The following is an 11,953-nucleotide window of genomic DNA, read 5'->3' as shown; positions in this document are numbered from 1 at the left end:
GGGCGGACGCGCCCTGAAAGACCAAGCATGTACCGTTACGATGAGTTCGACCACGATTTTGTCCAGGCCCGCGTCGCCGAGTTCAGCGACCAGGTGCAGCGCCGTCTTGCCGGCGAGATCACCGAGGACCAGTTCCGGCCATTGAGGCTGATGAACGGCGTCTATCTGCAGCTGCATGCCTACATGCTGCGCATCGCGGTACCCTATGGCACGCTGAACGGCAAGCAGCTGCGCATGCTCGGCCACATCGCCCGCAAATACGACAAGGGCTACGGCCATTTCACCACGCGCCAGAACATCCAGTTCAACTGGCCGGCGCTGTCGGACATTCCGGCGATCCTGGCCGATCTCGCAAGCGTGGAGATGCACGCCATCCAGACCAGCGGCAATTGCATTCGCAACGTCACCGCCGACCACTTCGCCGGCGCTGCCGCCGACGAGGTCGCCGATCCGCGTCCCTACGCGGAAATCCTGCGCCAGTGGTCGTCGGTGCATCCGGAATTCTCGTTCCTGCCGCGCAAGTTCAAGATCGCGGTGACGGGGGCCGAGCGCGACCGCGCCGCCATCCAGACCCACGACATCGGCCTGCACCTGAGGAAGAACGCCGCCGGCGAACTCGGTTTCGCCGTCTATATCGGCGGCGGCCAGGGCCGCACGCCAATGGTTGCCCGCAAGATTCGCGACTTCCTGCCGGAAGCCGACCTTTTGTCCTACTGCACGGCGATCCTGCGCGTTTACAACCTCTATGGCCGCCGCGACAACAAGTACAAGGCGCGCATCAAGATCCTCGTCCATGAGACCGGCGTCGAGGAGATCACCCGCCAAATCGAGGCCGAGTGGCAAGAGTTGAAAGACGCCCAGCTGAAGCTGCCGGAAGCCGATATCCGCGCCATCGAGGCCTATTTCGCGCCACCGGCACTCGCTGAGCGGCTGGAAGGCGACCAGGCGGTCAAGCTGGCGCGGCTCGATTCCAAGGGGTTCTCGGAGTGGCTCGACCAGAATGTCGTGACGCACCGCCATCCCGATTATGCGGCGGTGACGATCTCGCTGAAGGGCATCGGCGAGGTGCCCGGCGACGCCTCGGACAGCCAGATGGACGCAATTGCCGACATCGCCGAGACATATGGCTTTGACGAGCTGCGTGTCAGCCATGAGCAGAACCTGATCCTGCCGCATGTGGCCCGCGCCGACCTCAAGGCGGTCTATGATGCGCTGGTCGGCATCGGCCTGGCCACGGCCAATTCCAACCTGATATCGGACATCATCGCTTGCCCGGGCCTCGACTACTGCGCGCTGGCCACGGCGCGCTCGATCCCAATCGCGCAGGAAATCTCGCGCCGCTTCGCCTCGCTTGAGCGGCAGCGCGAGATCGGCGAACTGAAGCTGAAGATCTCCGGCTGCATCAACGCCTGCGGTCATCACCATGTCGGCCACATCGGCATCCTCGGCGTCGAGAAGAAGGGCTCCGAACTCTATCAGGTGACGCTGGGCGGCTCGGCCGACGAGAACACCTCGGTCGGCGAGATCATCGGCCGCGGCTTCTCTTCGGAAGAGATCACCGACGCCATCGAACAGATCGTCGAGACCTATCTCGGCCTTCGGCTCGACCCACAAGAGAAATTCATCGACGCCTACCGCCGAGTCGGTCCCGCGCCGTTCAAGGAGGCGCTCTATGCTGGCGAAGCCAAGGCCGCTTGACCGTATTGGAGACGTCGATGACGGCATCGCCGCCAAAGCGGCAGGGCTCGATGCGCTCTATGGTCATCTGAAGCCGCTCGAGATCATCGAACGCTCGGCCCGCGAACTGTTCCTCGACGAGATCGCGGCGGTGTCGTCGTTCGGCGCGGATTCGGCCGTGCTGCTGCACATGATCGCCAAGATCGACCGGACGCTGCCGGTCATCTTCCTCGACACCGGCAAGCATTTCGAGGAGACGCTCGGCTATCGCGATGCGCTCGCCGCCGATTTCGGGCTGACCAACATAAGGGTGATCAAACCCGAGGAAGCAGCACTCGAACGGATCGATCCGACGGGCAATCTGCACCAAAGCGATACCGATGCCTGCTGCGACGTGCGCAAGGTGGAGCCGCTGGCGCGCGGTGTCGCGCCATTTCGTGCCTGGCTCACTGGCCGCAAGCGTTTTCAGGCCGCGACGCGGGCAGCGCTGCCGGTGTTCGAGGCGGTCGGTCCGCGCATCCGCATCAATCCGCTGGCACATTGGACGACATCGGACCAGGCCGACTATATGCGCGCGCATGCGCTGCGCGAAAATCCGCTGGTCGCTTATGGCTATCTGTCGATCGGCTGCTTCCCGTGCACGCAGCCGGTGCAGCCGGGCGAGGACGCGCGCAGCGGCCGCTGGGCCGGTCATGCCAAGACCGAGTGCGGCATTCACCTGTCGGGGCTGGAGAAGTCGCTGACCGACGCATCCCTTTAGGATATGCTGATATTCAGGTGGGGCTGGTCTGCAAACGGCGGCTTCCTGCGCTTCCGGTGCTCACGTACTTCAAGTACGCTCCGCTCCGGTTCTCGGAAGCCGCCATTTTCGGCGCAGCCTGACCTGAATCTCAACACGTCCTTGGTTCGTTTGACTGTTTAGGAACTTTTTGATGACTGGACCGACGACATCGGAGACCCGGCTCTGGACCGCCGCGGGTTTTCAGGAGGATGAGTGGACGCATGCCGAAAGCGCCGATGCGCTGTCCGGCAACGGCCGCTTCATCCTGCCGTTGCAAGTCTTCCTCGATCTCGATCCGGAGGTGCGCCGCTCGGCCAAGGAACGGCTCGGCGTCCTGCTGCAGCCGGGTGATCCACTCGAGAAGATCGCCGACCTGCTCGACCAGCTGTCGCTGGTGGCGCTGGCCTTTCCGGCCTTCAGCGACGGCCGCTCCTTCTCCAAGGGAGAACTGCTGCGCGGCCGCTACCATTTCGAAGGTGCCGTTCGCGCCACGGGCCAGGTACTGGTCGACCAACTGCCGCATATGCTGCGCCTGGGCTTCGACGAGTTCGAGATATCGAACCCCGTGCTGTTGAAGCGCCTGGAGGAGGGCCGCACCGGCGGATTGGGGCTCTACTACCAGCCAGCCGCCGTGCCGGAACCAAAAGGCCCGAAATACTCCTGGCGGCGCGTTCGCAGCAGCTGACGTTGCGGTAATTCCGCGCGTCTTTACAACGCCCTGTTCAAGCCTTCTCTTGAGCTTCCGGATGGAAAATCCGGAATGATCGGGGAGGGGTCTTCATGCGTTACGACTATGTCATAGCCGGCGGTGGGTCCGCCGGCTGTGCGCTTGCCGCACGGCTTTCGGAAGATCCCTCGAAAACGGTCTGCCTGATCGAAGCTGGCGGTGAGGGCAGGGATATGCTGATCCGCGCTCCGGCTGGCATTATCGGTATGCTTTCCGGCCGGCCCAGGATCAACAACTGGGCCTTCGAAACCGTGCCGCAGCAAGGTCTTGGCGGCCGCAAGGGCTACCAGCCGCGCGGCAAGGCGCTGGGCGGCTCCAGCGCCATCAATGCGATGCTCTATGTCAGAGGCCATCGCAGCGACTATGACGAATGGGCCGATCTGGGCTGTGAGGGCTGGTCGTGGGATGAGGTGCTGCCCTATTTCCGGCGCGCCGAAGGCAATGAGCGCGGCACTGATGCCCTGCATGGCGGGGACGGCCCGCTGAAAGTGTCGAACCAGCGCTCGCCGAGGCCAATCGCCAAGGCCTTCATAGAGGCTTGTGCCGAAAACCAGATTCGCGCCTCGGACGATTTCAACGGACCGGAACAAGAGGGCGCAGGCTATTTCCAGGTGACCCAGTTCGCCGGTGGCGCCCGCAATGGCGAGCGCTGTTCGGCTGCCGCCGCCTATCTCCATCCGGTGATGCAGCGGGCCAATCTGACCGTGATCACGCGGGCGCACGCCACAGGCATCGTCCTTGACGGCAAGCGGGCCACCGGTATCCGCTACCGGACACGCAAAGGCGAGGCAGTGGCGCAGGCGTCGTGCGAGGTGATCCTGTGTGGCGGTGCCTTCGGTTCGCCGCAGCTTCTGTTGCTGTCGGGTATCGGCCCGGCGGCCGAACTTGCCGTGCATGGCGTTCCCGTCGTCCACGAACTGCCGGGCGTCGGCAAGAACCTGCAGGACCACCTCGATTTCATCGTCGGCTGGAGATCGAAGGACACCGATATGCTTGGCATGAGCCCGCGCGGCGCGTTGGGTTTCCTACGGCATATCGCGCAGTGGCGGCGGGATGGGACCGGGCTGATCGCCTCGCCGGCGGCCGAGAGCGGCGCTTTCGTCAAATCCGACCCGGCGCTTGAGCGCCCTGACCTGCAGCTGCAATTCGTCATCGGGCTGGTCGAAAACCATGCGCGCACGCTGCACTACGGCTTCGGCTTCTCCTGTCATGTCTGCATATTGCGGCCGCACTCGCGTGGCGAGGTTGGGCTGGCCAGCGCCGATCCACTTGCCGCGCCGCGCATCGATCCGCGCTTTCTCGGCGACCAGCGCGATGCGGAGCTGCTGTTGAAAGGCGTGAGGATCACCCGGCAGGTGCTGGCTTCACCGGCGCTGACGCGCTACCGGCACAAGGAAATGCACATCGCCGGCGAGCCAAGCGATGCCGATCTGATGACCCATATCCGTACCCGCGCCGACACGGTCTATCACCCGGTCGGCTCCTGTCGGATGGGCGTCGACGAGATGGCGGTGGTCGATCCGCAACTCAAGGTGCGCGGGCTTGAAGCCTTGCGTGTCGTGGACGCCTCGGTGATGCCGACACTGATTGGTGGCAACACCAATGCGCCAACCATCATGATCGCCGAAAAGGCCGCCGACATGATCAGGGCTGCCTGATAGGAGCTCCAGGCGCGGTGCCTATAGACTGGCGGTCGTTTTGTTTTTCTTGGTTTGACGCAATTGCCCCAGGGAAACGCTACGCGCTTTCCCTGGAAACCGTTCACCACCTCTGCTGGAATTGCTTAAGCCGCCGCCCGTGCCTCGCGGAACGACACCAGCTTGCGGCGGTTCTCGTCCCACAACGCCAGTTTAACGCAGCGCAGGCTTTCCAGCAGCGTGACACGGCCGATGTCGCGCAGTTCGGGATAATCCCGCAGCACTTCCTGCAACCGGTAGCACGGCACCTTGGCGGAGAGGTGATGGACGTGATGGACACCGATGTTGCCGGTGAACCAGTTCAGCACCGGCGGGAGGTCGTAATAGGACGATCCGTGCAAGGCAGCGTGCTGGAATTCCCAGTCGACATCCTTCGCCCATTCCGTTTCCTCGAACTGGTGCTGGACATAGAACAGCCAGATGCCGGCCGAACCGGCGAGGATGACGATCGGCAGGTGGACCACCAGGAACGCGCCGGGACCGACGAACCAAATGAGGATGGCTGCTGCGACCGCGATGCCAAGATTGGTGGTCATCGACGACACCCAAGGGGTCAGGCCGCCGCGCATCATGCCGACGGGCAGCCTTTGCTCGAAGATGAACAGCCAGATCGGACCGAGCCCGAACATCACCAGCGGGTGGCGATAGAGACGATAGGCAAGGCGGCCTCGCCACGACATCTGCCGGTATTCTGCAACGGTCAGCGTCCGGATGTCGCCCATGCCGCGTTCGTCAAGATTGCCGGCGCTGGCGTGGTGCGTCGCGTGGGCGCGCCGCCAGCAATCGTAGGGTGTCAGCGTCAGGATGCCGAGCGCGCGGCCGATCCAGTCGTCCGCGTAGCGATTGGCGAAGAAGGAGCCGTGGCCGCAATCGTGCTGGATCATGAAGATGCGCACCAGAAACCCGGCCGCGGGAAGGATGAGGATCAGTCCCCACCAATGGCCATAGGCATAGGCCGCCGAGGACAGGCCCCAGAGTATGGCGAATGGAATGAGGGTGATGGCGAGTTCGACGGTGCTGCGCCGCCTGTCAGGCTTCTTGTAGCGGGCGAGAATCTTCAGCCAGGCGCGCTTGCTGTTGGCGACCGTCTCAGGGGAAATCATGTTCATCAGGAAGCATAGGCGGGGTGCCTCGCCGCCGCAAGGCGACATCACGCAAAATTACTGTGCGTAATTGTCGCGTGGCCTGGCGGTCGAGCCAGCCAACCGCCGGTTCGACCTGCTGATGATTCTGAGCGTCGGTTTTCCGCTGGGGTCGATCGCTATTCGCGATCGAGGATGGGACAGCCGCGCTCGGTGCCAAAAGTCACGCGCACGCGGTCGCCACCCTGTCTGCCGCGGACTGTGATCTCCCGGCGGCCGACGGACTCTATCCTTGCGCGGCGGATGCCCATTCGGTCTGCCTTGTCGAGGGCCCGGTCCTCCGTGCAGCCTCGTTGACGGCGGTCACGCCGGTCGTCGCGACGGGGGCCTTCGCAATCGTCATAGGCGGGGTCGCAATCTTCCATGAGCTTCAGCCGCGGGCCATGTTTGCCCAATTGCAGCTGCAGATTGTCTGCTTGTGCCGGAAAAGCCGCCAAGGTGATGGCGCCGAGGCCGACAAGCGCCATCAACGATGAGGTGATCGAAACCTTGCGCACTACGTCCTCCATTTTGAACCACAACACATCTATCCTTAGATGGTTCGGCTCTCCCCGGCTATTGCCGATAGGAGGTTTGCTGCCAAGATCGATTGTTGCGTTAACGCCGGCGCCAGCCGATGTCACCGCGCTCCGCCCCATCGAGGCGGTCGAGCAGTTCTCGGAGCCGGTCGGGAATGTCGGCCTCGGTGCGGAAGGCCGGCAAGGTGCGTAGAAAGCGGGTCACCGCCTCGGCACCCAACTGGCGCCTGACCTCGATGGCCAGCCCTTCTGCCTTTTCGCCCGTGTTGCGGGTCATCGTCTCAAAATCCTGTGTCGGCTTCGAAACTCCTCCAGCAAGGGAATGGTTCCCCCATCCTGCCTGTGGGGCAAGCAAAGCCGGCAGTTAAGGTGAAATTTGAATTAAAATCGAAACGTCTTGCCCGTCATTGTCCGGCCTTGGCCGGTGGCTTCCATAATCGCTTACCCCTTGATTTTTGGCTGCCAAACATCGATATCGGGCACAAAATCCACATCATTCGAGATTGACGGGAAACGGCGATGAGCGACCAGGCAAAAGACGAACGCGCGCCCGATGAAGTCGAGGCGACCGAGCCCACAGCCGAGCGCACGGAAGGCAGCACCGACGGCGACTATGAAGCCCTTGTCCGGTTGCTGAAGGAAAATGAAGAGCTGAAGGACCGCGCGCTGCGCGTGGCGGCCGAGATGGAAAACCTGCGTCGCCGCACGGCGCGCGATGTTCACGATGCGCGCACCTACGCAGTCGCGAATTTCGCCCGCGACATGCTTTCGGTGTCGGACAATCTGCGCCGCGCGCTGGATGCGATTCCCGCCGAGGCCAAGGCATCGGGTGACGCCGGCTTCAAGGCGCTGATCGAAGGCGTCGACCTCACCGAGCGCGCCATGCTGTCGGCGCTGGAACGGCATGGGGTCAAGAAGCTCGCGCCGGAAGGCGAGAAGTTCGATCCCAATTTCCACCAGGCGATGTTCGAAGTGCCCAATCCGGACGTCCCGGCCAACACCGTGGTCCAGGTCGTGCAGCCGGGCTATTCGATCGGCGACCGCGTGCTGCGCCCGGCTATGGTCGGCGTCGCCAAAGGCGGTCCGAAGTTTGCCGCCGCTGAAGCGGCGGTCGAGCCGGGGCCGGTAAACGAGCAGGCTGAGAAAGATGCATAGTTAGGGGAGTAGGGGAGTAGGGCAGTAGGGCAGTAGGGAAAAGGGCAATCGCACCTTCCGTGCGGCTTCGTGCTAAACATACTGCCCTACTGCCCTACTCCCCTACTCCCCTGGCCTGCAATGAACCCCATCGCGCTTCTCGACTATGCCGGTGTCGCCGTCTTCGCGGCGACGGGGGCGCTTGCGGCTTCGCGTAAGCAGCTCGACATTATCGGCTTCCTGTTCCTGGCCAGCGTCACCGGGATAGGCGGCGGCACGCTTCGCGACGTCATCCTCAACCTGCCGGTTTTCTGGGTCGCCAACTCCGGCTATGTGCTGATCTGCGCCGCGGTTGCGGTGCTGGTCTTCTTCAGCGCGCATCGTGTCGAATCGCGCTGGAAATGGCTGCTCTGGCTCGACGCCATCGGGCTCGCCGCTTTTTCGGTGATGGGCGCGGCCAAGGGGCTTGCGATTACCGGCTCGCCGGTCGTCTCAGTCATCACCGGCGTGCTCACCGCCACTTTCGGCGGCATTCTGCGCGATCTCCTTGCCGGCGAGCCATCGGTGCTGCTCAGGCCCGAAATCTACGTCACGGCGGCCCTTGCAGGTGCCGGCCTTTACACACTTGGCGATCTTGCCGGATTGCCGCCGCTCGCCTCGGACCTTGCCGGTTTTGCGGCGGCGTTCGTCGTGCGCGGTGGTGCGCTCAAATTCGGCTGGTCGTTTCCGTCCTACAAGAGCCGGCCCGGCAGGCGGCCGGAAGATATTTTGTGAAAAGGAAGCGAATAGCGAATAGGGGTTGAACGAGATAGCTCCCGCTACTTTCTATTCGCCAGGCTCACGCAGCGAAGCGCTGGGCTTCGCCGCCATAATAGTTGACGTAGCGGGCGCCGATTTCCTTGACCGGCATCACAACGAACACATCGACCGTCGAGAATTCGCGATCGATGACGCAGCCATCGCCGATGCGGGCGCCGACGCGCAGATAGCCCTTGACCAGAGGCGGCATCGCGGCGATCGCCGCCTTGGCATTGACCGCCTCGATCGGCATCAGGTCCATCGAGCAGTAGCGCCCGGAGACCGCGCGCACGTCCCAGGCCGAATTTGTGCGGCAGTGGTGGGCGAGGTAGGTGAGCGCCTCGGCATGCGCCGCCGGCACGGTGCCGTGAAAAGAAGCGCAACCGGTCATCACACCGATTTCGTAATGGTTGATGTAGGCCCAGATGCCTTGCCACAACGCCTCGATGGTGCGTTTCGAGCGGTATTCCGGCAAGACGCAGGAGCGGCCGAGTTCCAGGAAACGCTGGCCGGGGTGACGGGCAATGAGCTTGGTCAGCTCGAATTCACCTTCGGAATAGAAACCGCCGGCGGTGGCCGCGATTTCTTGCCGCAGCAGCCGATATGTGCCGACGATACGGCGATGTTCGGGACCGGAAAGCGTAGTGTCCAAAACCAGCAGATGGTCGCAGAGTGGATCGAACCGGTCGGCGTCACGGCGATCATGAGCCTGGAACAGGTCCTTCCTGGCGCCAAGTTCGTCGTAGAACACCCGGTAGCGCACTTCCTGCGCGGCCGCGATCTCGGCCTCGTTGCGAGCGAGCCGCACTTCAAGATTGCCTATACGGCCCAGCGCCGCGCCCTTTATGACGGAATCGACGTTACGTCCGGCAAGCAAGGCGCTGCTGGCGTTCGGCCGAGTGTCACATTCCGGCATAACTGTATGCACGAGTGATTCTCCTTCGAGCCATCCCTCTTGGCACGGGGATACGGTGTAGGTGCAACAGGATTGTGACAGTACCGTGATACGACGTCGTGGGCAATACTTCGTCGGCTGGCGAATACGATCAACCGGCTACGTTTAAGTGATCGCCCGGTGCGGAACGGGCGGTGGAAAGCTCAGGCCGCGACGACCTGGCCCTCGACGGCATTGACCAGCGCCTCGGGGTCGAGCGGCTTGGTGACAAAGCCGCTGGCGCCATGGGCCAACACCGCATGGCGGGTCTTTTCCTGGCTGTCGGCCGACAGCACCATGATCGGCACCGGCCGCACGGCACTTTCTTCCTCATGGCGGCGGATGGCGGCAATCGCGTCCAGCCCGTCCATGACCGGCATGTGCAGATCCATCAAGACCACGTCGAAGCGGTCCTTGTGCGCGGCGCCGGTGACAGCCTCGACGGCCGCCTTGCCGTTGCCGACCACCCTGACGCGATGCCCGGCCTTCAGCAGCGTGGCGCGGGCCAGCATGGCATTGATGTCATTGTCCTCGGCGATCAGCACCGACAGGCCGCGCTGGCGGTTGCCGACGGCGCGCAGTGTCGGCGCGCCGCGCTTTTCCGGCTGCGGCGGGCCGAGGCTCGGAGCATGGCTGCTCAACAGTACACGCAAAAGTGTTCCGCCGCGCACCGGCCTGGCCAGGAAGGTTGCGTAGCCGCTGGCGCGGAACTCGCCAAGCATGCCGCGATCTGTCGGCGCGATCAGCGTGATCGCCTCACAGTCGGAGAAACCGCTCTGGCGCAGGCGCTTGAGCAGCCTTCCGTCGCCTTCCTCCATCGCTGCATCGACCAGGATCGCGTCGCAGCCGGCGGCGAAAGGCGCGGCCTGTGCGGCGGTGGTGGCGATGTCGACCGCGCCACCGTTGGCACGGATGGTGCGGGCGATGGCGTCGGCCTCGACGGCGTTCTTCGACAGGATCACCACGCGTCTGCCCGAGAGAGCATTCTGGCGGCCCTGCGGCGCTTCGGTGGCCGCTGTCGCAGGGACTTCGAAGACGAACTCGGATCCCTGGCCGAGCCGGCTGGATACCGAGATCGTGCCACCCATGGCGGCCACCAGGCGCCTGGAGATGGCAAGGCCGAGGCCGGCCCCGCCATGTGTGCGTGTCGACGTGCCGTCGGCCTGCTCGAACTCCTCGAAAATGCGCTCCAGGTCGGCATCATGCAGGCCCGGACCGGTATCGGCGATGGTAAAGCATATGCGGTCGCTGGTTTCGGTGCGTGCGCGTGCAATGCTCACCAGCACGCCGCCGCTGTCGGTGAACTTGATGGCGTTGCCGATGAGGTTGAGAAGCACCTGCCTGACCTTGCCTGGATCGGCGGTGATCAATTGCGGCACGTCGGGTTCGACATGACAACCCAGCCCGATATCCTTGGCGAAGGCGCGCGCCGCCAGCAATTCGATGATGTTGTCGGCGATCTCGCGCACCGACATCGGCTGCGGCTCCGGGTCGAAACGCCCGGCTTCGATCTTGGAATAGTCGAGAAGATCCTCGATCAGGGCAAGCAATGCGCTGGCTGAGGTCGAGACGGCGCCGACATAGGTCTGCTGCTCCGGCGACAGGCTGGTGTCGGCGAGCAACCTGGCCATGCCCATGATGCCGTTCATCGGGGTGCGGATTTCATGGCTGACGGTGGCGAGGAAACGCGATTTGGCCTGGCTGGCATATTCGGCCCGTTCGCGTGCGGTGATCAGCGAGGACTCGGCGCGTTTGCGGGCGGTGATGTCGCGGGCGATGGCGCGGTGCGAAACCGCGCCACTGTCCTTGTCGCGCACCGACAGTTCGATCCAGGAGAACCAGCGCTGCCCGCTCGGCGTGCTGATAGAGACATCGGTGGAACTCAGGCACTCATGGTCGGAAAAGGCGGCATCGGGAACCATGCCGACCTCGATGCCGAGTTCCGCCAGGGTCTTGCCGGCAAGATCGCGCTGGTCGATCTCGACGAGATCGGCGAAGACCTTGTTGGCATAGACGATGTAGCCGTCGCGGTCGCGATGGATGACGAGATCGCCAAGCGCGTCGATCAGGCCACGAAAGCGCTCATCGCTCTCCTGCATCTCCCACATGCGGTCGGCCAGCGTCTCGATCTCGGCGCGGCTGCGGGCCGTGGTTTCGTCAAGAAGGGCGGCGGTGCGATGTTCGCTGCGCCTGGCGCGCAGATGCATGGCAAGGCCGGCTAGGCCGGTTGCGAGCAATGCAACGCTGATGAACATCGGTGCCCCGGTCAGGTGCGCCAGCCCGGCCATCACCACGATGGCGACGAATGTCAGAAAGGACAGGCCTTCGCGCCTGGAGAATTCCGGCTCGGGCACCAGCGACGGCGCGGCGACGAAGCGCCGCGTCGACGCCGGCGGGAGCACCGCATCGACATCGTCGCCAGTGTCCGCCTGTTGGCTGCCGGATTGCGCGATCATGCGAAATTCTTGCCAGACAGAGCTTATGGAAAATTGCGGCGGATCGTTCCAATTTTAGCGGATGAGCGTTTTTTGCCGAGGCGCGGCGG

General features: G+C 63.7%; 11 protein-coding genes. 6 read left to right on the top strand and 5 right to left on the bottom strand.

Translation table 11 applies throughout. The features are described from left to right. Positions 1-27: 27 nt before the first annotated feature. From P3C39_RS25415 to P3C39_RS25400, 4 genes are all read left to right on the top strand, one after another. Positions 28-1,698, top strand: coding sequence for a nitrite/sulfite reductase (locus P3C39_RS25415; protein WP_024502839.1), 1,671 nt, complete (start codon positions 28-30; stop codon positions 1,696-1,698). After that, the gene (locus tag P3C39_RS25410) at positions 1,673-2,437 is read left to right on the top strand and encodes a phosphoadenylyl-sulfate reductase (protein ID WP_024502838.1); all 765 of its coding nucleotides are present in this window, start codon (positions 1,673-1,675) and stop codon (positions 2,435-2,437) included. The genes P3C39_RS25415 and P3C39_RS25410 overlap by 26 nt, the downstream gene beginning before the upstream one ends. Positions 2,438-2,609: 172 nt before the next feature. Further along, entirely contained in the window at positions 2,610-3,143 is a 534-nt protein-coding gene (locus tag P3C39_RS25405) for a DUF934 domain-containing protein (protein ID WP_275954520.1), read from the top strand. Positions 3,144-3,238: 95 nt separating this feature from the next. Then, positions 3,239-4,843, top strand: coding sequence for a GMC family oxidoreductase N-terminal domain-containing protein (locus tag P3C39_RS25400; protein WP_275954519.1), 1,605 nt, complete (start codon positions 3,239-3,241; stop codon positions 4,841-4,843). Positions 4,844-4,968: 125 nt separating this feature from the next. Here the strand turns inward: P3C39_RS25400 and P3C39_RS25395 are convergent, their stop codons facing one another. The 3 genes from P3C39_RS25395 to P3C39_RS25385 form a co-directional block, all read right to left on the bottom strand. After that, positions 4,969-5,991 (bottom strand): fatty acid desaturase, encoded by a 1,023-nt coding sequence (locus P3C39_RS25395; protein WP_013529567.1) that lies wholly within the window; start codon positions 5,989-5,991, stop codon positions 4,969-4,971. Between the two features lie 152 nt (positions 5,992-6,143). After that, a complete protein-coding gene (locus P3C39_RS25390; RefSeq protein ID WP_318014183.1) occupies positions 6,144-6,647 on the bottom strand; it encodes a hypothetical protein in 504 nt (167 codons plus the stop codon). Continuing rightward, positions 6,622-6,819, bottom strand: coding sequence for a hypothetical protein (locus P3C39_RS25385; protein WP_024502834.1), 198 nt, complete (start codon positions 6,817-6,819; stop codon positions 6,622-6,624). Before P3C39_RS25385 ends, P3C39_RS25390 begins: the two co-directional genes overlap by 26 nt. 242 nt (positions 6,820-7,061) lie before the next feature. Here P3C39_RS25385 and grpE point away from each other — a divergent pair, with 242 nt between their 5' ends. Both grpE and P3C39_RS25375 read left to right on the top strand, forming a co-directional pair. Further along, on the top strand, positions 7,062-7,697 hold the full coding sequence (gene grpE / locus P3C39_RS25380; protein ID WP_275954518.1) for a nucleotide exchange factor GrpE: 636 nt from the start codon (positions 7,062-7,064) through the stop codon (positions 7,695-7,697). 120 nt (positions 7,698-7,817) lie between these two features. Then, positions 7,818-8,450: a trimeric intracellular cation channel family protein gene (locus P3C39_RS25375; protein ID WP_275954517.1), complete on the top strand. Its 633-nt coding sequence runs from the start codon at positions 7,818-7,820 to the stop codon at positions 8,448-8,450. Positions 8,451-8,514: 64 nt separating this feature from the next. Here P3C39_RS25375 and P3C39_RS25370 read toward each other — a convergent pair whose 3' ends face one another. Continuing rightward, the gene (locus tag P3C39_RS25370) at positions 8,515-9,390 is read right to left on the bottom strand and encodes a GNAT family N-acetyltransferase (protein ID WP_023812526.1); all 876 of its coding nucleotides are present in this window, start codon (positions 9,388-9,390) and stop codon (positions 8,515-8,517) included. Positions 9,391-9,572: 182 nt separating this feature from the next. Then, entirely contained in the window at positions 9,573-11,864 is a 2,292-nt protein-coding gene (locus P3C39_RS25365; protein ID WP_275954516.1) for a PAS domain-containing hybrid sensor histidine kinase/response regulator, read from the bottom strand. Positions 11,865-11,953 lie beyond the last annotated feature (89 nt).

The organism is Mesorhizobium sp. XAP4, from assembly GCF_029269325.1.
GTDB classification, from domain to species: domain Bacteria; phylum Pseudomonadota; class Alphaproteobacteria; order Rhizobiales; family Rhizobiaceae; genus Mesorhizobium; species Mesorhizobium ciceri.
Note: the sequence above shows the minus strand (reverse complement) of the source record. Positions and strands in the feature narration are given on the sequence as shown.

Excerpts from the sequence above, each read along its gene's own strand:
- P3C39_RS25415 (WP_024502839.1), top strand. The coding sequence starts at position 28 with ATGTACCGTTACGATGAGTTCGACCACGATTTTGTCCAGGCCCGCGTC.
- P3C39_RS25385 (WP_024502834.1), bottom strand. The coding sequence starts at position 6,819 with ATGACCCGCAACACGGGCGAAAAGGCAGAAGGGCTGGCCATCGAGGTC.
- P3C39_RS25395 (WP_013529567.1), bottom strand. The coding sequence starts at position 5,991 with ATGAACATGATTTCCCCTGAGACGGTCGCCAACAGCAAGCGCGCCTGG.
- P3C39_RS25405 (WP_275954520.1), top strand. The coding sequence starts at position 2,610 with ATGACTGGACCGACGACATCGGAGACCCGGCTCTGGACCGCCGCGGGT.
- P3C39_RS25370 (WP_023812526.1), bottom strand. The coding sequence starts at position 9,390 with ATGCCGGAATGTGACACTCGGCCGAACGCCAGCAGCGCCTTGCTTGCC.
- grpE (WP_275954518.1), top strand. The coding sequence starts at position 7,062 with ATGAGCGACCAGGCAAAAGACGAACGCGCGCCCGATGAAGTCGAGGCG.
- P3C39_RS25375 (WP_275954517.1), top strand. The coding sequence starts at position 7,818 with ATGAACCCCATCGCGCTTCTCGACTATGCCGGTGTCGCCGTCTTCGCG.
- P3C39_RS25410 (WP_024502838.1), top strand. The coding sequence starts at position 1,673 with ATGCTGGCGAAGCCAAGGCCGCTTGACCGTATTGGAGACGTCGATGAC.
- P3C39_RS25400 (WP_275954519.1), top strand. The coding sequence starts at position 3,239 with ATGCGTTACGACTATGTCATAGCCGGCGGTGGGTCCGCCGGCTGTGCG.
- P3C39_RS25365 (WP_275954516.1), bottom strand. The coding sequence starts at position 11,864 with ATGATCGCGCAATCCGGCAGCCAACAGGCGGACACTGGCGACGATGTC.